The sequence below is a fragment of the Chryseobacterium populi genome (genome assembly GCF_000282115.1).
GTDB lineage: Bacteria > Bacteroidota > Bacteroidia > Flavobacteriales > Weeksellaceae > Chryseobacterium > Chryseobacterium populi.
Genome location: NZ_AKJY01000066.1, coordinates 1 through 25,337 on the forward strand (window position 1 = coordinate 1; position 25,337 = coordinate 25,337).

At 37.6% G+C, this 25,337-nt stretch carries 15 protein-coding genes; 4 read left to right on the forward strand and 11 right to left on the reverse strand.

Translation table 11 applies throughout. From position 1 onward, the window contains the following. Positions 1-121: 121 nt before the first annotated feature. Positions 122-1,915 carry a metallophosphoesterase family protein gene (locus PMI13_RS15295; RefSeq protein ID WP_007845274.1) on the forward strand — a complete coding sequence of 598 codons (1,794 nt, stop codon included), beginning with the start codon at positions 122-124 and terminating at the stop codon, positions 1,913-1,915. Between the two features lie 193 nt (positions 1,916-2,108). Here the strand turns inward: PMI13_RS15295 and PMI13_RS15300 are convergent, their stop codons facing one another. After that, positions 2,109-3,179, reverse strand: coding sequence for a phosphatidylinositol-specific phospholipase C1-like protein (locus tag PMI13_RS15300; RefSeq protein ID WP_007845276.1), 1,071 nt, complete (start codon positions 3,177-3,179; stop codon positions 2,109-2,111). A 336-nt stretch (positions 3,180-3,515) separates the two neighbouring features. Between PMI13_RS15300 and PMI13_RS15305 the strand changes: the two genes are divergently transcribed. Both PMI13_RS15305 and PMI13_RS15310 read left to right on the forward strand, forming a co-directional pair. Continuing rightward, on the forward strand, positions 3,516-6,560 hold the full coding sequence (locus PMI13_RS15305; protein WP_007845277.1) for a SusC/RagA family TonB-linked outer membrane protein: 3,045 nt from the start codon (positions 3,516-3,518) through the stop codon (positions 6,558-6,560). Between the two features lie 18 nt (positions 6,561-6,578). After that, entirely contained in the window at positions 6,579-8,339 is a 1,761-nt protein-coding gene (locus PMI13_RS15310; RefSeq protein WP_007845278.1) for a RagB/SusD family nutrient uptake outer membrane protein, read from the forward strand. Positions 8,340-8,633: 294 nt separating this feature from the next. Here the strand turns inward: PMI13_RS15310 and msrA are convergent, their stop codons facing one another. The 10 genes from msrA to PMI13_RS15360 form a co-directional block, all read right to left on the reverse strand. Then, positions 8,634-9,281 (reverse strand): peptide-methionine (S)-S-oxide reductase MsrA, encoded by a 648-nt coding sequence (msrA, locus tag PMI13_RS15315; protein WP_007845279.1) that lies wholly within the window; start codon positions 9,279-9,281, stop codon positions 8,634-8,636. A gap of 336 nt (positions 9,282-9,617) precedes the next feature. Then, positions 9,618-10,586: an ROK family protein gene (locus tag PMI13_RS15320; protein ID WP_007845281.1), complete on the reverse strand. Its 969-nt coding sequence runs from the start codon at positions 10,584-10,586 to the stop codon at positions 9,618-9,620. An 83-nt stretch (positions 10,587-10,669) separates the two neighbouring features. After that, positions 10,670-11,884 (reverse strand): PepSY-associated TM helix domain-containing protein, encoded by a 1,215-nt coding sequence (locus tag PMI13_RS15325; RefSeq protein WP_007845283.1) that lies wholly within the window; start codon positions 11,882-11,884, stop codon positions 10,670-10,672. Between the two features lie 49 nt (positions 11,885-11,933). Next, positions 11,934-14,051 carry a TonB-dependent receptor gene (locus PMI13_RS15330; protein ID WP_007845285.1) on the reverse strand — a complete coding sequence of 706 codons (2,118 nt, stop codon included), beginning with the start codon at positions 14,049-14,051 and terminating at the stop codon, positions 11,934-11,936. Continuing rightward, the gene (locus PMI13_RS15335; protein ID WP_007845287.1) at positions 14,051-15,253 is read right to left on the reverse strand and encodes a PepSY-associated TM helix domain-containing protein; all 1,203 of its coding nucleotides are present in this window, start codon (positions 15,251-15,253) and stop codon (positions 14,051-14,053) included. The genes PMI13_RS15330 and PMI13_RS15335 overlap by 1 nt, the downstream gene beginning before the upstream one ends. A gap of 37 nt (positions 15,254-15,290) precedes the next feature. Next, complete coding sequence (locus PMI13_RS15340; protein WP_007845297.1) at positions 15,291-17,447, reverse strand: TonB-dependent siderophore receptor; 2,157 nt, start codon at positions 17,445-17,447, stop codon at positions 15,291-15,293. 40 nt (positions 17,448-17,487) lie between these two features. Then, positions 17,488-19,701, reverse strand: coding sequence for a TonB-dependent siderophore receptor (locus tag PMI13_RS15345; protein WP_007845300.1), 2,214 nt, complete (start codon positions 19,699-19,701; stop codon positions 17,488-17,490). Positions 19,702-19,851: 150 nt separating this feature from the next. Then, positions 19,852-22,923 (reverse strand): preprotein translocase subunit SecA, encoded by a 3,072-nt coding sequence (gene secA / locus PMI13_RS15350; protein ID WP_007845302.1) that lies wholly within the window; start codon positions 22,921-22,923, stop codon positions 19,852-19,854. A gap of 124 nt (positions 22,924-23,047) precedes the next feature. Beyond that, the gene (locus PMI13_RS15355) at positions 23,048-23,269 is read right to left on the reverse strand and encodes a DUF2795 domain-containing protein (RefSeq protein ID WP_007845303.1); all 222 of its coding nucleotides are present in this window, start codon (positions 23,267-23,269) and stop codon (positions 23,048-23,050) included. 139 nt (positions 23,270-23,408) lie between these two features. Next, a complete protein-coding gene (locus PMI13_RS15360) occupies positions 23,409-24,431 on the reverse strand; it encodes a GDP-mannose 4,6-dehydratase (RefSeq protein WP_007845305.1) in 1,023 nt (340 codons plus the stop codon). Between the two features lie 88 nt (positions 24,432-24,519). Here PMI13_RS15360 and PMI13_RS15365 point away from each other — a divergent pair, with 88 nt between their 5' ends. Beyond that, positions 24,520-25,317, forward strand: a complete 798-nt coding sequence (locus PMI13_RS15365; RefSeq protein WP_007845306.1) for a DUF2797 domain-containing protein — start codon at positions 24,520-24,522, stop codon at positions 25,315-25,317. The last annotated feature ends 20 nt before the right edge of the window (positions 25,318-25,337 follow it).

Here is a 25,337-nt window from a genome sequence, read left to right on the forward strand (position 1 = left end):
GGGCTCAAAATTTTCCAGAATAACTTTTTAACTTACACAGTTAGTGAGACACTACCCAATTATTTAAAATTCAATTAAACCTATTCACCGGATATTCCTTTAATTTCGTATTATTTTTAAGATGAATAAAAGAATATTCTCATTTTTACTGTTTGTTTTCTCATTATTTCCGGCTCAGCAGAAACCTGTACAGATCGCCTTTCTTTCCGATGTCCATTTTCAGGATCTGTATGGAAGCTTTTCAGATCATGATTTTAAAGGAATTGTAAATCCTGGAACGGGAAGGTCTACTATCCTGAGAACAATGGATTCCCAGTTGCATTCTACCAGGATTTTTAATGAAAACTATTTCGCCTTTCTGAAAGCATTGGATGATATTGCGGCTAAAGGAATTAAAATTGTGGCTATGCCGGGTGACTTTTCTGATGACGGACAGGCTTATAATCTACGTGGACTTCACAGAATTTTGGATCAGTATCATCAAAAATATGGGATCGATTTTTATATCACAACCGGAAACCATGATCCTGTAGGGCCGTTTCGACAGGATGCCGGAAAAGATGATTTTCTCGGGCTGGATGGAAAGCCATTAGGAATTTACAGCAAAGAAAATATGGGGAAAATCACGAATAAGATCATTACAAGAGATATTGCAGAATCAGGCTATTTAGAAGTTTTAGGAGAGTTGAAAGATTTCGGGTTTTATCCTAAAAAAGAAAACCTGTACTGGAGCACTCCTTTTGATCCGGATTTTTATAAAAATTATTCATATGAAAAAGCTTTACGGAATGCTGATTATTCCAAAAGAATGTATGAAGTTTCAAAAGGTTTTTCCGTCCCGGATCTGAGTTATGTTGTAGAGCCGGTGAAAGGAGTCTGGATGATCGCCATCGACGGAAATACCTATATTCCTAAAAACCTGAATGGAAATTCAAATGATCCTGCCAATTACCGTGGAGCGAGCATTGGATATAACAATGTACTGACAAACAAAAAGCATTTAATTCAATGGGTAAAAAAGATTACAGATGAAGCAAAAGCAAACGGAAAGACGGTTGTTGCATTTACCCATTACCCTATGGTTGATTTTAATGACGGAGCAACCAATGACATCAGAAATCTTTTAGGTGAAAAAAAATGGCAGTTGGAAAGAGTTCCCGAAGAAAATGTTGCGAAAGCTTTTATGGAAGCCGGGCTGAAGATTCATTTTGCCGGGCATATGCATATCAATGATACCGGAATCAGGAAAGAAGGAAATCAAATGTTGATCAATGTTCAGGTTCCGTCATTGGCTGCCTACCAGCCGGCTTATAAAATCCTTACGATAGAATCTCCGGATACAATGGAAGTGCATACAGAAACAATAAATGATGTGCCGCGTTTTGATGAATTATTTCCGTTATATGAAAAGGAATATCAGGCACTCAGCAAAGACAAAAGCAAAACACTTTGGAATAAAGATATTCTGAACACGGCATCTTATCATGATTTTATGCTGTTCCATTTGAAAGAATTGGTGCGTTTACGAATGATTCCGGATGACTGGCCGAAAGATTTTTTTGAAAAGGCTAAATTGCTGAATGGAAAAGATATTCTTTTGATGTCACAAAATTCAAATGCTGAATTAAAGCCGAAAGGAACTGATCCTGAATCATTCCGGAAATGGAATTTTGAGGATCTTTTATTTGATTTATATAAATTTCAGTCGGCGGATGAGCTGGCCAAAAAAGATATCCTGAAAGAAAGACTGGAGCAGTATCAGGTTTTAGAAAAACTTTTTGAATCCAATACCTCTCAGGATCCTTTTATTAAACAGTTAAAATCTGTTTTCAAAATACTTTCTTTATTGTCAAACGGAGATCCGGCGGATCACTTTAGGATAGATTTGAAAAATAAAACGCTGAAAAGACTTTAATTCAACAATAATTACCCAATTTATTTCTCAAAGATTAGCTTTCACACGTTATTATAGCACAATCATCTGCCAGATCCGCTTAATCTGCTCGCCCAGAAATGATCAGGCTTTTGGGCTGGCTGTATCTAAACAAAAAAGACTGCCCGATAATCAGACTGCCTTTCCCCTTTAATATAAAGTTTACAATGTAATTTTATTTTCCGCCGTTGACAGGATTTTTTCTCTCATAGCTATTATCATCAAAACTAATTTTATAGTTGGACTTGAAAAGCCGGCTTGGAAGGTAATAATCTGTAGTGATCACCTGGGCGCCACTTTCTTTTGCTTTTTCAAATCTTGAATAATCTTCATTCCTTGCTTCCATCGTATCGGCATCTGCCCTTGTGCGGATGATGTATCCCTGCATTACCAGCTCACTTATTTTCGGGCCTGGATCATTCATAAATAAAACTGCAGACTCAGGAGTTCCGGGTGCGGAATTGGTGAAAATCATTCTTCCCTTTAATGATGGATGTCCTTTTATATACAGATCCCTGTTGTCTCCGTTATTATCCAGTACAAAAAGGAATTTTCCTTTAGCGTCTTTTACTTTGGGCCAGTTTTTATTTAGGACTGCTTCATTTAAGGTTTTATAAGATCCCCGGATATCATCCGGGGTAATGATTTTGTTTTTCCCAAGATATTTCTTCAGCTCATTATCAAGGTCGTCAAACAGTTTTGAAGTATAATGTTCCGGCTCTGTTCCGAATCTGTTTTTTTCACCGTCTTTCGGTTCAAGGGTAACAAATATGGGATCGTGGTCGGGATGGGCATCAGACCATTTTTTTAAATCTTTCAGACAATCTTCCAAGGTGTAATACCATGTCTGGTAATCGATGTCGGTAATATGGATCATTTTATAGCCTGGCTTTTTCATTTTTCCTTCAGGATCAAAAGGCTGTGTTGTTTGTACCAGGTCCAGAATTTTCGGATGGGCATATTTCCCGCCTTTGCTGTCTGCATAGACATCAATTTCAAGATTTCGCAATCCTAAATCCAGCTGTTTAGGGATTGCAATATGTTCATATTGGATTCTGGGTAAAAAATTTAACGAATCTTTTTTGGATAAATAGCTGTATACCTCAGGCAGGATTGCTTTTTTATAACTATTGTGAGAACCTATAACCTGGATTTCATTAATCTTTAAATCATTTAATTTTTGGATCTGTGACCAGAATAAGCTGGATGAGCATAAGTATAAACCAATCAAAAGGGTCTTTTTCATTTCGTCAATTTTTTGTAGTAGCGAAATTAATAAGTCTTTATCGTTAGCAATTTATACAGGATATTAAGAGTATTTTAATATTTTGTAAATAGGAAAAATTGCTGAAAATTAATTAGCAGATAATTAACCAGATAGTATTTTCCCATTTCGAGACATTTATATATTGTTGATTTTAAGATAATATTATGTTAAAATGATTTTGTGATAGATCCGCTTACTTTGTATGCCGAAAAATAAAAACTAACGACGGGCAGAAATGAAAACCACTGTTGCGGGAACAACAGCGGCTTTTTACTAAGCAATGTAACGTTGATTATAATTACTTTACTTAATGATATGTACCACAAAATTAATTTATTTAAGTTTAAAAAGCTAATTCCAATAGCATTGATCTTTCTTGTGGCCAATCAGGCCCATGCAGAAGGACTTACAAAAAACTATCCGGTATTTTCTCAGGTTAATGAGACGATTTCAGGAACAGTAGCAGATCAGGAAGGCTCGGCCATTGAAGGCGCAAAAATCACAGTTGTAGAAACCGGAGCCTCGACTACTACCGATGCCTCCGGAAATTTTACAATATCGGCCAATATCGGTCAGACATTATCCATTTCTTATGACGGATATGTAATACAGACAGTAAAAATTTCAAGCACTTCCGTTTCTGTAAAATTACAGTCTAAAAAAGGAGCTACTTCTATTGAAGAAGTAACTTTAGTTGGTTATGGTTCACAAAAAAAATCTGATTTAACGGGAGCGGTAAGCCAATTAAAGGCTGAGAATTTCAAAGAAGGGATGAATATTTCCGTTGATAATTTAATGCAGGGTAAAATCGCGGGTGTCCGTATCGTTCAGTCAAGTGGAGAGCCCGGTGCTGGAGTGAATGTTTCGATCAGAGGGATCGGATCAATCCGTAGCGGAAGTACTCCTTTATTCGTTGTAGACGGCGTTCCGTTGAATAATGATCCGGTGAGTGCACAAAGCCCGAATATTGGTTTAGGAAATGTACAGGCAAAAAATCCGCTAAACTTTTTGAATACATCAGATATTGAATCAATCACTGTTTTAAAAGATGCTTCCGCGGCTGCCATTTATGGAGCAAGAGGATCAAACGGGGTTGTTTTGGTGACGACAAAAAGAGGGAAGAAAGGAGAGCCGATGTTTACATATGACACATATTTAGGCTTTTCTTCTGTGATTAAGAAGTTAGATTTAATGACAGCTGATGAATACAGGGGAGCAGGAATTGATAAATTATACGATCACGGCGGAAACACAGACTGGCAGGATGAGATCTACAGGAATGCAGTTTCATCCAATCATGCGGTTTCATTTTCAAAAGCTACAGAAACAGGAAATTATTTTGCGTCACTTTCTCACATGGATCAGGATGGTATCGTTCTGAACAGTAGCTTCAAAAGAACAACGGCCCGTTTGAACGCAGAAGAATCTTTTTTCGATAATAAAAGATTAAAGGTGAAAGTAAATCTTACGGCGAGTGATATCAAAGAAACAGGAATTCCGAACGGAGGAAATGCAGGATCTGACGGTCAGGTGATTATTCATGCTTTGATGGCGAACCCTACACGTTCTGTATATGATGAAAACGGAAATTTCACCAACTTCAACATGAATGCCCACTACAATCCTTTGTATTTATTGAGTGTTTATAATGATAAAACCAATACATTCAGAGTGTTGGGAAATACGGAAGCTACATTGAGAATCTTGCCGGGGCTAAATTATAAATTCAATTTGGGCATTGATAAGACCATGTCTGAAAGAAATACAACAATGTATCCGAATATTACCGACAGAACCCCTAAAGGAGCCTATATTCAGGCGAATCTGGATTCTTATAATGTGCTTTTGGAACATTATTTAACATATGATTTCAACTTAAATAAACACAGTTTCAATTTGCTGGGAGGTTTCTCTTATCAGAAATTCAAAAATTCTGCGACCTTTTTTGGAGTAAGAAATTTTGCTGTTCAAGGCGCCGGAATTTCACCGGAAATCAATCCGGGGTATTCCGGAGAGGCTTTCATTCCGGGAGCGGGCACTGTTCAGGAAAATGAATTACAGTCGTATTTCGGGAGGGTAAATTATAATTTTGATAAAAAATATTTTTTAACAGCTTCATTAAGAGCAGACGGGTCTACACGTTTTGGAGATAATAACAAATACGGATATTTCCCTTCAGTTGCTGTAGGCTGGACAATTTCAAATGAAAATTTCCTGAAGGATTCTCAGGTTATTAATGAATTAAAATTAAGAGGAAGCTGGGGACAGACAGGAAATCAGGAAGTTCCGAATAAAATTACTAAGGCAAGCTATTCATTGGCACAGTCTGCAGGATATTATTTATATGACAATTTAAATCTTATCAACGGAGTTTTGATCAATAGAACGGCTTTTCCTGATCTGAAATGGGAAACAGTAGAGCAAATTAATATGGGTGCGGATTTCAGCTTATGGAAAAATAAAGTGTACGGATCATTGGAGTATTATAACAAAACGACAAAAGATGCGATCCTGAATATTCCATCGCCGGTATTGAGCCCTACAACGATGATTTGGAGAAATTCTGACGGGCAAATTGTTAATAAAGGTTTTGAATTCTCTTTAGGTTCGGAAATAATCAGAAATGAAAATTTTACCTGGAATCTTGATGTGAACGGAGCTACAGTAAATAATGTGGTAAAAAACCTTTCGGTTTCGGAAATTTATTCAGGGGAAGTTTCAGGGCCCGGGCTTTCAGGAGTTACTGCAAATATCTACAAAAACGGTTATGAAGCGGGATCTTTCTATATGTACCATTATTTGGGAGTTGATGCCAACGGAAAATATATATATGAAGATGTTGACGGCGACGGAGCAATTGGTCAGAAAGACAAAAAGATCTTTGAAGGTGCCATTCCGAACTTCACTTTCGGGATCAATTCTTATATGAAATACAAGAAGTTTGATTTTGCATTTTCTTTCATCGGACAAACCGGAGGTTACCTGGTAAATAATACAGCATTGGATTTAAATATCAATAATCTGGCTTCAGACAGAAATGTTTTGAAAAATTTCTATGATTCAGGAGCCAGTTTTACCAACCAGCCGCAATTATCTTCCTTATATCTTGAAAAATCAGACTTTATCCGTCTGAACAACGTAAGGTTAGGATATACTTTCGATATAAATCAACTTAAGTTTTTGAAAAGCATAAATCTTTATGTAAGTGCACAGAATTTATTGACAATTACCAGCTATACAGGCTATGATCCACTTGTTGACACAAGCAAACAAGTCGGAGGAAACCAGTCTCTGGGAATTGATTACACGACGTATCCGTCTGCAAAAACGTTCATTTTGGGAGCAACTGTTAAATTTTAATTGAAGTTAAAAGAAATCATGAAATCTAATTTTTTAAATATTAATAAAATCGTTTTATCCTTTGCTGTAATATCTTTAATTGGATGTACAGATCTGGATGAAAAAGTGATCGATGAAGTTATGGGAACTGAAAATGCAGATCCTGAAGCATCTCTTGCTGCAGCTTACGGGCAGCTTGGCGACGGAACTTTTGTAGACCACGGAAGTGTTTTTGCCCTACAGGAATATTCTACCGATGAAGCTTTGCTGCCGACAAGAGGAAGCGACTGGGGAGACGGTGGAAAATGGAGAGCCATGCACGAATTCACCTGGGATGCCAATAATGATGTTATAAAAACAACTTTCAATCAATTGACTTTAGGGATTACAAAATCTTTAACGGCAATCGGAAGTATCAGTAAAAGTAATATCAACAACAAAGCTTTATTTTTAGCAGAAGCCAAAGGATTGTTGGATTATTATACCTACACAACAATCGATTTGTACGGGCAAGCACCTTACAGAGACCCCAATAATTTAAATGCACCGATTGAGATCAGGAAAGCTGAAACTACAATTGATGCTTTAATCACGGATGTTGAAGGGCTTATTCCAAACTTAGCCGATATTAAAACCCAGAATACGCATGCCGGAAGATTCACGAAACAGGCTGCTTATGCTCTATTGGCAGATATGTATCTGAACAGGGCCGTTCTGAAAAATAAAACAGCAAGTACTTTCAACTTTACAGAGCAGGCAGTGAATGGAGGAGGAACTGATATGGATAAAGTAATTCAGTATTCTAATTTATTGATTAATAATCCTCTTTTCAGCTTAGAATCAAATTATTTCCACAATTTTGATATTAATAATGACACAAGCAAGGAAATGATCTTCACGGTTGTTCAGAAGAAAAACTCGAACAGAAATGCTGATAATGACATGGCTTATATGTCAATGGAAAGAATCCAGAAACCTTCTCCTGATAACAGAGGTACCAATGCATCCTGTATCACCCCGGAATTCTATTATTCATGGAACGGGAATTTTGATGACCCACGCTTCCACAGATATTATCAGTATGATGACGGAACATGGTTTAAGAACGACGGAACAGACGTCAGTGTCCCTTCAACGAGTAAAGTGGAAGGAACAGGAAAACCCTGGTTCCATTTTAACAGAGGATTACAGGCTGGTCAGCAATACGGTCCTAAAATTCTTGCGAACGGAAATTTTGATCTTACTTCAGATGGAAGAATTAAAGTCTATAAATTATTCACAGAAAAAACACCGACACTTGCGGCAGATTTCACCCCTGAACTGAATTTTGATAACCCCTCAGAATCTGTATTTACACAGGCTCAGATTAACAGAGGGGTAAGAAACTTCAAGTTTGAATTTGATCCTGGTTATGGAAATAACGGAACAAGCGGAATGGATGTTCCTTTGTATAGATTGGGAACAATCTACATGATGAGAGCGGAAGCCTATTTCAGAAGCGGAAATGTAGCGGCAGCTTTGGCTGATGTTAATAAATTAAGAACAAGCAGAACCCGTGAAGCGTTATTTAACAATGCACCGGGTATTGCAATCGCTTCTCTGGATGCTAATACCCTGTATAAAGAGTCCGGGTACGAATTGTATTGGGAAATGTACAGAAGAAAAGCGATGATCAGATTCAATAAATTTGATCTTCCGGGAACAGCAAAACCTGCATCTCAGTCTTACAGAAGGATTTTCCCTATTCCTCAGGCAACACTTGATGCATCAAAAGAATTCACACAAAATCCGGGATACTGATTTTTCCGTAGATAAAACGATTATTTTTTGCAAACAAAAGCGAAGAGATTTTTCTCTTCGCTTTTGTTATTTTAATAAGAGCGCTTATCCATGCAATTCGTCATTCCGTGACCACAGGTGTGATGGATAAATCGATGAAAATGAGTCTGGATTCCTGTGGAATGACAAACTTTATGAATAAAGATAAGCCCGGGATTATGGATTAACGAATTTTTCATCAATAGAAATGGGCTTTAGCCCGTTTACACAAATTGATACAATCGGATCCGGCTTTAACCAAAACTTAAAAAGATTTTATTCCTCATTCAACATTCCCAGTTCACCGAAATGCTTTTTGAATTTCTGAATTTTCGGACCTACTACGGCACTGCAATAAGGCTGCGTGGGGTTTTCATTATAATATCCCTGGTGATATTGTTCTGCCGGCCAGAATTTATCGAATTTTGTTAATTCAGTTACATAAGTTCCTGTCCATCTTCCTGATTCCTGAGACACTTTTATCGCTTCTTCAGCTTTTGCCTTTTCTGCATCATCTTTATAATAAATTACTGAACGGTACTGCGTTCCGATATCATTTCCCTGCCTGTTTAGCTGAGTAGGATCGTGAAGGAAGAAGAAGACATCCATCAGCTGCTCATAAGAGATTATTTTAGGATCATAAGTGATCTGTACCACTTCTGCGTGTCCCGTTTCACCCGTACAAACCTCTTCATAGGTCGGATAGTTTTTATGCCCTCCAGAATACCCGGAAACTGCAGATTCTACCCCTTTCAGCATATTGAAACAGCTCTCCACACACCAGAAACATCCACCCCCGAAAGTGATCTGTTCTAAATTATTTTTTTCCATTTTAGGTTGATTATTTTGTTTGACGGCTTTCCGCTCCTGCCCATTGCAGGAAATAAGGAAAAAACTAATCAAAAGTAAGAAAAACTTTTTCATTTTATCACGGAATTATTCTCCTTTCGATAACAAAAAACACACCACTTTCTAATTATAAATAACATAAGAGTATATCCACAATCATCCGTGGAAATCCGTGATATCTGTGGTCAATTCTTTACTTTAGAAAGCAAAACTGAATCAACAAGTTGATCAGATGCAGGAGTATGAATCTTAATGGAAATATTTTCTAATAAATACAGAAATTTAGATAATAAACCCCTGCAGGCTGAGGCTCTCGAAGCCTGCTAATCCCCAGTATCTACCAACCGTCTGTAAAGATCATGAAAAAAGCACCCTAAAAAGGATGCCTGTATTATTGTAAAAGAAATCTAACTATTTTTCCCAGACCAAAGCACTTGCGCCCAAAATAGCAGCATCTGCTTCGTCAAGCTCACTGAAAACCAGTTTCACTTTATTTCTGAAAATCGGAAGAAGGTTTCTTTCCATATGAAGTTTAGCAGGCTTTAAAATAAAATCCCCTGCTTTAATCACTCCTCCGAAAAGAAGAATGGCCTCCGGTGAAGAAAACATTACAAAATTAGCTAATGCTTCACCCAGTTTCTGACCGGTATATCTGAAAACCTCAATTGCAATCGGATCTCCTTTCAAAGCACATTCATGTACTGTTTTAGAATTGATTTCCTCCTCAGGATATTGATTAAGCATAGATTCTGCAAACTCGGCTCTCATTTTCTTAGCTGTAATAGCAATTCCGGTTGCTGAGGCATAAGCTTCAAGACTTCCTTCAGATCCTGTGCTCCAGTGTTTTCTTCCGCCTGGCTTTACGATCGTATGTCCCAGCTCTCCTGCAAAACCGTCATGTCCGTAGATGAGTTTTCCACTTGCCACAATTCCGCTTCCTACGCCTGTCCCTAAAGTGATCATGATGAAATCTTTCATTCCGCGGGCAGCTCCGAAAAGCATTTCTCCAAAAGCAGCAGCATTGGCATCATTAGTTACCGTACAGGGCATTCCGAATTTAGCTGTCATCATTTCACCAAAAGGAACTACCCCTTTCCATGGTAAATTGGGAGCCTGTTCTATGGTTCCTTTATAATAGTTCCCATTAGGAGCGCCTACCCCGATTCCGTCAAAGTTTTTTTCTTTCCCGAATTTTTCGATCAAAGGATGAACTTTCTCATATAAGGCATCGATAAAATCTTCAACTTTCTCATACTCATCAGTTCTTAAGTTTCCTTTTTCAAGAACTTCACCGCGGTGGTTTACCACTCCGAATTTTGTATTGGTTCCTCCAATATCAATTCCAAGGGCAACGTGTTTTGATAAATCTATTAATGACATTTCTTCTTAAATTCTAAAGGGTTAAAATTATAAAAAAGATTGTATTAATGGATTATTAACGAAAGATTTATTGAAAAAAATATTTAAGCGGTTTTCACCGTTTTCTTTTTTCTTCTTCCCCACCAGATCATAAAGCCGGTGACTGGTAATGAGGCACATATGAGGCTCACGACAAACGCGATGATCTTTGTGGGTAATCCTAAAATAGCTCCGACATGGATGTCATAATTGGCACCGACTACTTTTTCTCCGAAATTTTTGTCTTTAGGATCGTGAGTATGAAGCAGTTCACCTGAGTTTTCATCAAAAATAAGACTGCTGCTTTTATGATAAGAATAAGATAAATGTTTTACATACACTTCGAAGTTCGGATGCTCATGGTCATCCATATGCTTGTGGCCAAGATCAATGGAAAAACCATAAGCATCAGGATATTTTGCCTTAACCGTATTGCTGATTTTATCCAGAGTTCCTTCTGTTCTTAATTCGATGGGGGCTTTTGTCTTAATGCTGGAAAAATCCGGATATTGGGTTTCCCCACCTGAAAAGATCACATAAATAGCTGCCTGAACAACGAAGAACGCATAAAATAATCCGGTAATGGAGAAAATCAAAGCGAAAACAGAAGCATAAAAGCCTAAGACATTATGGAGGTCATAGTTCTTTCTTTTCCAGCTTTTAATATTTTTCCATTTCAATGAAAAACGCTGTTTTCTTGCAGCTTTATTCTTTGGCCACCACAGAACGATTCCTGTAATCAGCATAATGACAAATATAATCACCGGAATTCCTACTACATAAGTTCCCCAATCCTGCTTTAAAAGGAAGCTCCAGTGGGTCATTTTTACGATCTGGAAAAAGCCGTTTTTCTCATCATAGGTTTTTAGAACTTTTCCGGTGTAAGGATTTACATAAGCGACTTTATATACCGGGAATTCATCAAAATAATTCCAGCCTTTGGGGTCATGTTCATACCAGTAAAACTGATAGGATAGTTTTTTATCAACAGGAATATTCACCCAATGTACAGGATATTTTTCTTTTACCTGCTCTACAACGGATTTCTCCAGTACACGGATCGGAAGAATCTGTTTCTGATCGATATTCTGCTCATTATGGTATATGACATCTTTCCTGGTAATGTTTTCGATCTCGTCTTTAAAAACATATAAAGCACCGGTAATGGAGATAATAAAAATTAAAAACCCAATACCAAGACCAAACCACAAATGCAGTTTTGCTGACCATATTTTAAAAAATCCCGGCTTATTTCTCTTATGATGATGTTTTTTCTTCATACCGTAAAAAGTTCTGCAAAGATATACTTTTACTTTTTATTTAGATTAATTAAAATTTATATTCAACTATGAATGTTCCTCTCATTCCTAATGAATTGACAAATTCACTGTCTCTTGCAGACCACCAGGCAATAGCCGGTTGGTACATTTTATTGAAAAGGTTTTCGATTCCTAAAGAAACTTTCCAGTTGTTATTCACTTCGTAGCTTGATTTTAAGTTGAAAACAGTGTATTCAGGAACTTTCCCTTCACCGTAAACATATAATCCTGTTTTTGCATTAGGTTCAAATCTGTCCTGTCCAAAGGCATGCAGCATATCAAGACCTACAGATAAAGCCTGTATGGGTTTTACCTGAACGTATGCAAGAACTTTCGGAGCAGAAATTCTGCTGTTATTGATTTTCGCGGAATAATCTCCATCATCTTTTATGGAAGTGATTCCCTCCATCCAGCTATAGCTTCCTCCGAAATTGATCCATTTTTTAGGGGTGAAATGTAAAAATCCTTCCACGCCATATACCACTTCAGGAGATCTTTGAATCGTTAAGGCACGATCTGCACTTTGAATAAATGATGCACCCAGTTTTGAAGTGCTCACATAAGAAGTGATCTCATAATTGATCCATTTTGAGATCTGGCCCGTTGCACCAAATTCATAATTGTTGACGATGATAGGTTTTGTTTCAAGGTTTGCTATGGTTCCCTGTGTTGAGGTTCTCAGGATTCTTCCCAATTCGTTAATGGAGTACGACTGAGAAAAGCTTCCGAATAAATTCAGGGAGTTATCAATATTATAACGCACTCCGATGTTTCCCACCAAGGCATTATATTTCAGGTCTCCGCCTGTCACAAAAATGCTCTGGGTGAAAGTTCCGTCACTTTTAATGGATGAAAGGGTATTGAAATCTCCCACTTTCACTTTTATATTTTCATAACGAAGGCCTCCTTTGATCGTTATCTTTTTTAATAAATCAATTTTAATTAAGGCGAAAGGAGCAATATTGGTCATATCCATATCCGGTGTCCAGTAGCGGCCGTCTTCCAGTTTTTGTACGGTCTGGTCATTCAGGATATCCACTCCGTAGATTATTTCAGCCTGAGAATTCTGTGCATTCCATAATTGGGTGTCCAGATTGACCCTCGCTCCTTTTTTCTTTGAAATAACATTGGACTGTCCGCCGTTCAGGAATGTATCACTGTATCCGTAAACTGTTCTGAAATCCTGATAATAAAGGTTTACATTCAATGCAGTTCCCTGGAAAAGGTTTTTATTGTCATAACTTAGTTTGAAGTTATGGTTTCTGGGTGTTCCCTGTGGAGTGGTCTCCAGGTTTTTTCCTCTTCCTTCTCCAATAGTTGTTGTGACCCCGTATTTCCCGGTTTTTAAACCTAAATCAAGATCGGATCTTGAAGCGTATCCAATATATGAAGCCTCAATTCTCTGATTATCATTAAAATTATAGCCTAGTTTCAACATCCCGTTATAGTTGTCCATTTTTGCAGGACTGTAGGTTGGGCTTAAACTGACTCCGTCTGCATCTTTCATATATCCTGTTCTTTCGTAGGCAAAAGACGCAACATAATCGAATTTGTCAGTAATTCTCCCTGAAAGAAGCTGGCTGGCCCTGAAACCTAATGTACCGCCATAAGGCTGGCCGGTAATACCGACCTGAGAAATTCCGGAAATCTTTTTATCTGATTTGTTTCTTCTTGTGATATAATTGATAATTCCTCCGTCGGCACCATTTCCATAAATGGATGAAGCCCCTTTGATCACCTCGATTCTTTCAATCACCGATGGGTCGATTGATCTTAAATCTCTTGCTCCGTTTCTGAGTGGAGTAGATTGCGGAACCCCGTCAATAAGAACTAAAATCTGACGTCCTCTAAGAGTTTGTCCTGAATTGGAAGTCTGACCGGAGCTTGTTCCCAAACTCGGAACGGTATATTGCAGAATGCTTGTAATATCAGAGTTAACGGTTAGCTGTGTCTGCAACTGTTTTTCTCCGACAATAGTAACAGAGCCTGGAATTTCTTTGATATTCTCTTTTTTTCGGGAAGCTGTAAGCACAACTTCTTCTACATTCCTGGTTTGTAAAGTGTCTTTAACCTGAGCAAAAGCGGTAACTGTTCCCAGACAGGCCACCGATAAAAATGCCTTTTTCATTATATTTTCTTTCCTTGTTTTTTACGTTTTCCCCACCATACCATAAATCCGGTAACGGGCAGTGAGGTACAGACTAATCCGGCGATAAACCAGATCACTTTGCCAACAATGCCGAAATAAGATCCTGTATGGATATCATAGTTGGCATTGGCATATTTCTCGGCAGTGTTTAATTTCTGATGAGGTTTATTGGATAATATGTTCCCGGAGTATTTGTCAAAAAACAGAAGATTCCTCTCACTGAATCTTCCTTCTTTCTGATACACGGTAACGGGAATATTTTTTAATTCTTTTCCTTTTTTGTTTTTTCCGTTCAGAGGAATCCTGAAGCTGGAAGATGAAGAGTAAAGCTTTCTTGTTTCCTGCAAAGTGAGATCAAAAACCCGACTGTTTTTGACTACAAGTGAGTCGGGAGATTTTATTTCCTTTTCTTTAGGAAGATCTGCTGACCCTGACAACACGAAAGTAAACCCGTTTTTCACATAGGGATAGGTGAAGTAAATTCCGGTTACACTCAATAGCAGTGCAATAAATGAGGCATAAAACCCTAAGATGTTGTGAAGGTCATAGTTTTTGCGTTTCCAGGTCTTTATATTTTTCCAGTTGAACCAGAAACGTCCTTTCCTTGCTTTTTTATTCTGTGGCCACCAGAGAACAATTCCGGTGATCAGCATGATGATAAACAATATCACCGGAATCCCGACCACATAGGCTCCCCATTCGGATTTGAGCAGGAGACTCCAGTGAATTGATTTTAAAATAGGGAAGAGGTCATACTTCTCATTATAAATTCCCAAAATCTCACCGGTATACTGGTTGATGTAAACCTGCTTGTTGATAAGAACTTCATTGAAGTAATTCCAGCCTTTTTTATTTTTTTCGTAATATAAAAAACGATATGATTTATTTTTATTCAAAGGAATCTCCACAGAGCTTACCTGGAATTTTTCGTTCAGTTCCAGGGCTACTTTTTCACGGAGTAAGACTATGGATAATGGCAGCTCTTTTACCGATTCTTTTTTTACGTAGATGGCTTCTTTCCGGGTTGTATTCTGTATTTCATCTTTAAACACATATAAAGTTCCTGTTAGCGCAACCATGAATACAATAAGACCAACGGACAAGCCAAACCACAAATGCAGTTTGGCAGACCATTTTTTTATAAAAGAGGGTTTCTTCTTATGATGATGCTTTTTCCTCATATCAAAAAGTTAACCCCAAGGCTAACTTTTGTTTATTTTAAAATTTATATCCGATTGATAATCTCCAGTTACGTGGTGCGTTATAAATCCATGCATATTCGCCGGCATCTCCCCTGTATCCGCTGTAAAGTTTTTTGTTAAGGACATTATTCAACATTAGATTGACATCGAATTTTTTAGCAACAAAGGAAACCCCGAAGTTGGTGTCGAAATAATCCGGAAGACTCTGATCTTTTGTGGCACTTACTCCATACCAGGACTGTCTTCCTCCCTGATACTGATAACCGGCTGAGATTCCGAAACCATTTAAAACTCCATCTTGGAATCTGTAGTTGATCCATGTATTCTGAACATTCTTTGCATTTCCCGGAGACTGTATTCCAATTCTTGTAGGATCTGTGTCTTTAACGGTTTTTGCATCTGTATAAGCATAATTGATGATAATGTTCAGACCTTTGATGATTTCTCCTTTAATATCAGTTTCAAAACCTCTTGCCCTTTGCTCGCCCGTAGCAATCTGAAAAGCAACTCCATTATTTTCGTTTGCATTTCCTGCTACAAGAATATTTTGTCTTCTGATTTCGTAAAGAGCAAAAGTAGAATTCCATTTTCCTCCGAACCAGTCTTTCTTCAATCCGAATTCAATATTTTGTCCTCTGAAAGGATCTGTAATCAATGTTTGATGAATTCCTGTTCCGGATTGTGGTACGAAGGTTTTGTCATAGATCCCGTATGCAGAAAAGTTTTCATTAATAGAATAACTTAATCCTATTCTCGGTGTAAATTCTCCGGCTTCATCTGGTACAATAGAAGTACCTGGACTTAGATTAGGATATGCAGAATAGGTTTTACCACTTGTATATCTTCCTGCTAATGTTAACCTCAATTTGTTATTAAACATTTCAATCTGATCCTGAGCATAATAAGAAGTATATTTTACTCCCTGATCATTATAAAATGGCGCAGATGTGTTTAAAGTATAAAAATCAGAAGATGGAAGTTTTGAAGGGTCTACTCCATAATTCACATTATAAATGTCAATTGGGAAAGATCCTCCAGCAAAAGATGAAAAGTCAGCATTGTATTTTCTGTCTCCGTAATCAAATCCTGCAATAATTTTATGAACAATATTTCCGGTATTAACTTTTCCTCTTACATACGTCTGGAAAATGTGGTTTTTTCCTTTTGTCTGCCAGTTGCTTAATGTTCTGTTTAAAATATTTTTATTGGCTGGGGCAAAGGTTCCCCACCATGAACCTCCGTCATAATTCAGATCCATATAAGCATACTGAGTGCTCCAAACCCAGTCTTTGAAAAGCTTCTGGTCTAAGCTTAAGAATAAACTCTGATCTTTTACCTCTGTCTTCTTGAAGTTTGGATCATTAAAATTGGTATGTACATTCAAAGAAGCATATCCGTCGTTAGACATCAGATAAGCTCCCGGCTGATTGAATTTTAAATACTGATAGTTGTATTGAGCCGTAAATGTAGTGGTCTTTGTCGGTCTGAAAGTGATAGAAGGAGCAACAATGATTTTGCCTGTTTTATCATTTTCCACCCACGATTTGTTGGAACTTCCCATTAAGTTTAAACGGTAATCTAAAACACCGTTTTTAATAAGAACACCATCTAAATCAGCTTCTCCTCTGAAAAGGTTATAGCTTCCCGTTGTGAAACGTGCACTGTTGGCAAACTTTCCGGTAGGCTTTTTAGTTACAACGTTATAAAATCCGGCTGGATCTCCCATAGAGCCCATAAATCCGGCTGGACCTTTTACAAACTCTATTCTGTCAATAATAGAAGCATCAGGATTGATTGGTCCCCAGGTAGAGGAAACATTCATTCCGTTCATGAAAGTGGCAATACTGGCTCCTCTCATGAAAACATTAGAGTATACATTATCCCAGTGTTCTACTTTTCTTGCACCGCTTACGTTACGGACAATTCCTTCAGACATATTCAATGTAAGCTGATCAGCAAGAACCTGAGAACTTACAGACTGTACATTTTGAGGAAGCTCAAGAATTGGAGTCTGAATTCTTAATGAACCGGAAACCTCATTCAGTTTATACTTTTGATAATATCTTCCGTTAACAATTACTTCTTCAATATCATTCGATTTGATTGTATCCTTTTCCTGAGCCAGAGTTATTATTGAGGCTAGTAAGGCAATTCCTTGTGTTAATTTCTTCATTGTTTATTATTGTAAAGACAGATAAGTTCTATTTAATTTTTTAGAGTTTATAGGTAAAGCTTCCCATAACATTGGCTAACGGCTGTGCATTTGCGGTTGTATAGCCGTTCCAGTAATGCTCATTGGTAAAATTGTCTACTTTTACACCGATTCTGAATTTTTTGGCATCATAAAATGCATTGGCATTTAGTACGAAATATTTTGGAAGGATGAAAGTTCCCATTGAAACAGAGTTTACAATTTTATTGTCGCTTGCATAATTTCCACCTACGCCAAACCCTAATCCTTTAAGTTTACCATCAAGAAACTGGTAGCTTGCATTAAAGTTGACCAGCCATGGGGAAGATGCTGTTGATGGCCTTCTCCCGATAACATCAGAAGCTGCTTCCGTATACTCCATATCATTATAGCTGACCCCTGCGATTAATGAGAACCCTTTTACGAGATATGCGTTTACTTCCAACTCAACTCCCTGGCTCGTTAAAGATCCGGCCTGGTTTTGTACTGCTTGTCCGGTGTCTGTGAGATTTCCGGTATTTAAAAGTGTGTTTTTCACTTTAATGTTGTAGTAGCTTACTGTAGAACTGATTCTTCCATTCAGAATGTTTGTCTTAAAACCTCCTTCAAACTGATTAGCCCTTTCCGGGTCTGAAAGCTTAATATTTCCTGCAACATCTGCGGTGTAGTAACCATTACTGTTGAAAGCATTTTGATAGTTTCCAAAGACAGATACTTTTTCAGGAATAACCTGGTAAACAATTCCTAGTTTAGGAGACCATGCTGATTGACTAAAAGTATTAGCCGATTCAGTTCCTCTTTTTCCTCCTCCGAAATTTCGGCTTTCATATCGTAATCCGGCAAGAATGTTAAGCCCTGAGATTGGTGTGAATACATTGGAAATATATCCGCTGTAAATGTCATCGCTTCCAGAAGAGATATAAGTATTATTAGCATCAAAATCATAACCGGGAAGGTTCTGATAATAGCTGTAAGTAGCAGCCAATGACTGACCGTTCATATTGGTGTAATCTGTCCCTTTAAAAGGAACCCAGTCAAAATTGGTAAACAGGAAATTCTGATTATCTTTCACTTTCATATAATCAAATCCTGCAACTGTTCTGTTTCTCATACTCCCGATATTGAAATCGAAATTAAAGTTCTGCTGAACCTGGAAGTAAGTTTTCTTACTGTCTTTCGTAGACTGGTCGGCTCTTACTATTCCTAATTCGGTGTCTGCAGGGTTTTGGGTTACTGCATATTGGGGAGCAAAATAAAAATAGGGATTGAAGCCGTCTGAATAAGAATAAGCAGTGCTTACATTGGTAGATGATTTTATGTGTTCATTAATTTTATAATTAACCTGTCCGAAGAAATTTCTTGCTCTGGCAGTCGTTTTAAGGTCTTTACCCGAATAAGTCTGTTTATAATCATATCCAAATTTCTCAAGCTGATCCATATTATCAGCTCCTAACTCTGAGCTTGGTAAATAAAAGAAAAATGCCGTTTCAGGATAAGCATCTGTCTCATACATTTCTAATTCAGCATTGATTTCTAAGTTTTCAGTTGGACGATAAGTAATGGAAGGAGTAAATGCATAAAACGAGTTTTTAGCATCGGTCCTCTGAAAAGTTCCCTGATTGGTATAAGCGGTATTGAGCCTGAATAAAAGTTTTTTATCCTTTGTCAATGGAGTATTCACGTCAGTCTGAACTCTGTAATAATTATAACTTCCGCCCGCAAGAGAAACAGCTCCTGCAAAAGTTTCAAATGGTTTTTTAGTAACCCTGTTAACTACTCCTCCGTAAGAAGTGGCATTACTGCCGAATAATGTTGCTGATGGTCCCTTTAATACTTCCACTCTTTCAACATTAATAGCATCCATAGAAGTAGTAATAGGAGCGACCAAGCCGTTTCTCATTGAGTTTGCTGCCACAAAGCCTCTCAGATTAAGGAAAATCCCTCCATCTCCGGCCCTGTTGGTAGCACTCCACATTTTTTGGGCTCCCGGAACATTTCTGAATGCATCATCAACGTTAAAAAGCAACTGATTGTCCAAAACACCTTTATCAATTGAAGAATATACCTGCGGATCTTCTATAGCTTTCAAAGACATTTTATTGGAATAATCACTGTCTTTCTTGATATAGGTATTGATAATGACTTCATCAATGTTCTTTATATTAGTAGAATCTTTTTGCTGGGCAAAAATGAAGGCAGAACCCAATAATGAGGCACAGATCAGTACATTTTTCATGAAAGGAGATTTTTTTGCAAATATATTGTTTTTAATTATTCTAAATAAATTATTCGCTTGATATTTATCATGCAATTATTATACATTGAATAATAAAACCCCGCTTCAGAGACTTCTGAAGCGGGGTTCGTAATATTTGTAAATGATTTCCTAAGCCGGGATTTCTCCTTTGTATAAGAAAGAAATTATTTCTTTGTTCATTTTATCTACCATTTCGCTGAATAAGTGGAAAGATTCCTGTTTGTAAATAACAAGCGGATCTTTCTGTTCGTAAACAGCACCCTGTGAGGATCTTCTCAAATCGTCCATTTCACGGAGATGAAGTTTCCAGTTTTCATCGATAATGGATAATGTGATGTTCTTTTCAAAATCGTTGATTAGGCTTTCACATTGAGTTTCATAAGATTCTTTAAGGTCGGTAACAATAGTCATTGTCTTGTGCCCGTCGGTAAACGGAACCTGGATCATCTTAAACATTGAACCCTGATTCTGATATACATTCTCAATAATCGGGAATGATTTTTCTTTCAATAAGTTCAGCTTCATCTGATAATCTTCCTGAGCCGCTTTGAAAAGAATATTCGTCAATTCCGGAACCTGTTTGTTTTTGAAATCATTTTCAGAAACCGGAGATTCCATAGTGAAATTCTTGATAATGTCGAATTCAAAATCCTTATAGTTTCCATTAGCTTTACCTTTTGTAACGATAGAGTTGGAAACATCAAAAATCATATTGGTGATGTCATATTTCAGGTGATCTCCGAAAAGGGCATTCTTTCTTCTCTTATAGATTACATCACGTTGCTTGTTCATTACGTCATCATACTCAAGAAGTCTCTTTCTGATTCCGAAGTTGTTTTCCTCTACTTTTTTCTGAGCTCTTTCGATGGACTTGCTGATCATGGAATGCTGAATAACTTCACCTTCCTTATGACCCATTCTGTCCATCATTTTAGCGATCCTTTCAGAACCGAACAAACGCATCAGGTTATCTTCAAGAGATACATAGAACTGAGAACTTCCCGGGTCTCCCTGACGCCCTGCTCTACCTCTAAGCTGTCTGTCAACACGTCTTGAATCATGTCTTTCTGTACCGATAATAGCTAAACCTCCGGCTTCTTTAACCTCTTTAGAAAGCTTGATATCCGTACCACGACCTGCCATGTTGGTTGCAATTGTTACAACTCCCGGTTGTCCTGCTCCGGCAACAATTTCTGCTTCCTTCTTGTGAAGTTTCGCGTTCAGTACCTGGTGCTGGATTTTTCTTAACTGAAGCGCTTTTGAAAGCAACTGAGAAATCTCCACAGAAGTAGTACCTACAAGTACCGGTCTTCCTGCTGCGGTTAATTTTTCAACTTCTTCAATTACAGCGTTATATTTTTCACGGTTAGTCTTATAAACTAAATCCTGTCTGTCATGTCTTACAATAGGACGGTTGGTAGGAATTACCACTACATCCAGTTTGTAAATTTCCCAAAGCTCACCCGCTTCAGTTTCTGCAGTACCCGTCATCCCCGCAAGCTTGTTGTACATACGGAAATAGTTCTGTAATGTTACCGTCGCAAAAGTCTGGGTTGCTGCTTCAATCTTTACATTCTCTTTCGCTTCAATAGCCTGGTGAAGTCCGTCTGAATAACGGCGGCCTTCCATGATACGGCCTGTCTGCTCGTCAACGATTTTTACTTCACCGTCAATCACTACGTATTCATCATCTTTTTCAAATAAAGTATACGCTTTCAATAATTGACTCATCGTGTGGACACGCTCGGATTTTTCTGCGAAATCAGAGAAAAGTTTTTCTTTAGCCTCGAATTCTTCTTCTTTAGTTAAATTTTTAGCTTCAACTTCAGCAATTTCAGTTCCGATATCCGGAAGAACGAAGAAGTTCGGGTCGGAATTTCCCTGAGACATATAATCAACCCCTTTGTCTGTAAGATCAACCTGGTTGTTTTTCTCCTCGATCACAAAATAAAGATCTTTATCTACAATCGGCATGTCACGGTTGTTATCCTGCATGTACTGGGCTTCTGTTTTTTGAAGAAGTGCCCTGTTTCCGCTTTCGGATAAAAACTTGATTAATTGTCTGTTTTTCGGAAGACCTCTGTAAGCCTGAAGTAATTTGAAACCTCCTTCTTTATTGTTTCCGGCAGCAATTAATTTTTTAGCTTCATTAAAAATAGTGGAAACGGTCTTTTTCTGAACTTCAACGATTCTGTCGATAGAAGGTTTAAGAACGTCAAATTCCTGTCTGTCTCCTTGCGGAACTGGCCCTGAAATGATCAAGGGAGTCCTTGCATCATCTACCAATACTGAGTCAACCTCATCCACGATCGCAAAGTTTAATTCTCTTTGTACCAGTTCTGATGGTGAAGTTACCATATTATCCCTCAGATAATCGAAACCGAATTCGTTATTGGTTCCGTAAGTAATATCCGAATTGTATGCTTTTCTTCTTCCGTCTGAGTTCGGCTGGTGATTATCGATACAATCGATGCTCATTCCGTGGAACTGGTAAAGCGGTCCCATCCATGCGGAGTCCCTTTTGGCCAGATAGTCATTCACGGTTACCACGTGAACCCCTCTTTCAGGAAGTGAGTTTAAGTAAATAGGTAATGTTCCTACCAGGGTTTTACCTTCACCGGTTGCCATTTCGGCAATTTTACCGCTGTGAAGAATAACCCCTCCGATAAACTGAACATCATAGTGGACCATATCCCAAACTACAGGAGTTCCGGCTGCGTCCCAAGAGTTTTTCCAAACGGCTGTGTCTCCCTGAATTTCAACGAAATCTTTAGTTGCTGCAAGCTCTCTGTCCCAGTCTGTCGCTTTAATACGGATCTCTCCGTTTTGAGCCCATCTTCTTGCCGTTTCTTTTATCAATGCAAAAGCTTCGGGAAGTATCTGACTAAGAACTTTTTCTTCAATGTCGTATGATTCCTTTTTTAGAGATTCAATTTTCGAAAAAAGAGTTTCTTTTTCATCAACGTTAGTTGAATTTTTTATCTGCTCTTTTATCTGTTCTATTTGGGCTGTTATCTTGCTGGTTGCAGATTTTATGCTCTGCTTAAACTCAGCAGTCTTTTCTCTTAAACCATCATCAGACAATTGCTGAATATCAGGTTCAACAGCTTTGATTTTTGTTACAACTTTTTTTACTTCTTTTAGGTCCTGCGCTTTTTTGTCTCCCAAAAACCCCTTAAGAACTTTGTTTAAAAAACTCATAGATTTTTACTTTATGCCTAAAGCAATATGCTTTAAGCGTTTTACTAATACGCCTATTGCGCAAAAATGATATTTAAAAAGGCAAATAAGCTTTAAGCTTATGGCCTAAAGCTCATCGCTTTATTTAATATTCGTCCTCGTTCCAAAGGTAATCCTCATCCGTAGGATAGTCACTCCATATCTCATCGATGGCATCATAAACTTCTCCTTCATCCTCGATCGCCTGAAGATTTTCTACTACTTCCATAGGTGCACCAGTTCTGATTGCATAATCAATAAGCTCTGATTTTGTCATTGGCCAAGGTGCGTCGCTTAAATATGAAGCTAATTCTAATGTCCAGTACATAATATTCTAATTTTTTGCAAAAGTATAAAAATAGGTTATATTATAAACTTTTTTATACCTGATTTTCAATTCTTTTTATTAAATTTTGTTCATAGGCTGTTATATCCCGCTTTAGAGCAAGGTGACAACGAACTTGATGTCATTTTCTCAAAAACCATTCCACAAATTTTTTTATGCCATTTTGGAAGTCTGTGTCTGGTTTGTAACCGATTAAAGTTTTTGCTTTACTGATATCAGCATTGGTTTTTTGTACATCTCCGGGCTGCATGGGCAATACCTTTTTATGGGCTTTTTTATCCAAAGCTTTCTCTATAACAGAGAGCATTTCAGACAGATTAATTACTTCGTTTTCTCCAAGATTGATGATCTCATAAACACCGGAATTGTTTTCCAGATAACTGACAGACTTTATGATTCCGTCAATAATATCATCGATATAAGTATAGTCTCTTGCTGTATTTCCGTCCCCATAAAATGGGATTTCCTGGCCTTCTGAAATCAATCTGGTAAATTTATGTATCGCTAAATCAGGTCTTTGCCGTGGCCCGTATACCGTAAAGAACCTTAGCTGTATCATATCAATATGGTATAGCTGATGGTATACATGGCCTATAACTTCACCGCATTTTTTGGTGGCTGCATAAGGAGAAATAGGATTGTCTACATTATCTGTTTCGGCAAAAGGTATTTTTTCGTTGTTTCCATAAACACTTGAAGAAGAGGCGCAAATGAACTTATTAATATGATATTCTTTACAAAGCTCCCACAAATTCATTGTTCCGCGAACATTTACTTCTTCATACTCCAGTGGTCTTTCAATAGAAGGACGTACCCCGGCAAGAGCAGCCAGATGAATGATCAGATCAATCTGGTGGTTTTTAAATATATTTTCAAGGCCTTCCTTATCCCTGATATCCTGATAATAAAGAATGTAATCATTTGATTTTGAGATTGAAATTAAGGTTTCAATGTCTTTTTCCTTATCTGAGAAATCAAAATCCGAAAAATATCCAATAGATTCTAAAGTATTTTCAATTTTTGTCTGATAGCTGTAGAAATTATCAAAATTGTCAACGTTTATGACAGAATGTCCATTTTTCAATAGTTGTTCTGCTAAATGAGAACCAATAAATCCGCTTCCTCCTGTTATTAGATATGTCATCCGTGTTTTTTATTAGCACAAAAATATAAAATTTAAGATTTGAAAATATAATTATTAAATTTACTTAAAAAAGTAATACAAAATTAATATGCAGTTTCAAGGGCAAATTTTAAAGATGACGAGCTATGATGATCAACCCATACAATACTATTTGAATCTTTCCGGAGATTTAATTCATATGAATGAATTGTTTGGGAAAGAACTGACTATAAAACATACCGGGTTCCAATGTGTGAATTGTGGAGAAAACAAGCCGATTTACAGAATGGGATTTTGCAAAAGCTGTTTTTTTGAAAGTCCATATGCGAGTGATACCATTATTCGGCCTGAACTTTCCACAGCACATCTTGGCGTAGCGGAACGCGATCTTGAAGTAGAAAAAGAAATTCAGCTTCAGCCGCACACCGTATATCTGGCATACACCGGAGACGTAAAGGTAGGAGTAACAAGAAATACGCAAATCCCTACCCGATGGATTGACCAGGGAGCTACTTTTGCCCTGCCGATCGCCAGAACTGAAAACCGGTATGAAGCCGGAATGATAGAAGTTGCACTGAAAAATCATTTGCCGGATAAAACAAACTGGAAAAAAATGCTTCAGGATGATTTTGAAGGAGAAATGGATTTAGCAGATTTCCAGCAGAAAATAAAAGAATATTTTCCGGAAGATTTCCAGAAGTTTTACAGTGAAGGAGAAGATTTGTGGAAATTTGACTATCCTTTTGACAAACCCGAAAAGGTAAGCTCTTTCACGTTGGATAAAAAACCAGAGTTTACAGGAAGGCTAACCGGAATTAAAGGTCAGTACCTTGGTTTTGAAGGTGGAAATTTTATCAATATAAGAGGGCATGAAGGATATGTAGTTGAATTAAGTATAAAGAATTAATTTAAAATATGATCTACACC

What these genes read in the sequence shown, in the direction of transcription:
- PMI13_RS15325 (WP_007845283.1), bottom strand. Translation starts at nt 11,884, where the DNA reads ATGAAGAAAAAACATCATCATAAGAGAAATAAGCCGGGATTTTTTAAA.
- PMI13_RS15300 (WP_007845276.1), bottom strand. Translation starts at nt 3,179, where the DNA reads ATGAAAAAGACCCTTTTGATTGGTTTATACTTATGCTCATCCAGCTTA.
- PMI13_RS15345 (WP_007845300.1), bottom strand. Translation starts at nt 19,701, where the DNA reads ATGAAAAATGTACTGATCTGTGCCTCATTATTGGGTTCTGCCTTCATT.
- PMI13_RS15310 (WP_007845278.1), top strand. Translation starts at nt 6,579, where the DNA reads ATGAAATCTAATTTTTTAAATATTAATAAAATCGTTTTATCCTTTGCT.
- PMI13_RS15335 (WP_007845287.1), bottom strand. Translation starts at nt 15,253, where the DNA reads ATGAGGAAAAAGCATCATCATAAGAAGAAACCCTCTTTTATAAAAAAA.
- PMI13_RS15330 (WP_007845285.1), bottom strand. Translation starts at nt 14,051, where the DNA reads ATGAAAAAGGCATTTTTATCGGTGGCCTGTCTGGGAACAGTTACCGCT.
- PMI13_RS15355 (WP_007845303.1), bottom strand. Translation starts at nt 23,269, where the DNA reads ATGTACTGGACATTAGAATTAGCTTCATATTTAAGCGACGCACCTTGG.
- msrA (WP_007845279.1), bottom strand. Translation starts at nt 9,281, where the DNA reads ATGAAAAAGTTTTTCTTACTTTTGATTAGTTTTTTCCTTATTTCCTGC.
- PMI13_RS15365 (WP_007845306.1), top strand. Translation starts at nt 24,520, where the DNA reads ATGCAGTTTCAAGGGCAAATTTTAAAGATGACGAGCTATGATGATCAA.
- PMI13_RS15295 (WP_007845274.1), top strand. Translation starts at nt 122, where the DNA reads ATGAATAAAAGAATATTCTCATTTTTACTGTTTGTTTTCTCATTATTT.
- PMI13_RS15305 (WP_007845277.1), top strand. Translation starts at nt 3,516, where the DNA reads ATGTACCACAAAATTAATTTATTTAAGTTTAAAAAGCTAATTCCAATA.
- PMI13_RS15320 (WP_007845281.1), bottom strand. Translation starts at nt 10,586, where the DNA reads ATGTCATTAATAGATTTATCAAAACACGTTGCCCTTGGAATTGATATT.
- secA (WP_007845302.1), bottom strand. Translation starts at nt 22,923, where the DNA reads ATGAGTTTTTTAAACAAAGTTCTTAAGGGGTTTTTGGGAGACAAAAAA.
- PMI13_RS15360 (WP_007845305.1), bottom strand. Translation starts at nt 24,431, where the DNA reads ATGACATATCTAATAACAGGAGGAAGCGGATTTATTGGTTCTCATTTA.
- PMI13_RS15340 (WP_007845297.1), bottom strand. Translation starts at nt 17,447, where the DNA reads ATGAAGAAATTAACACAAGGAATTGCCTTACTAGCCTCAATAATAACT.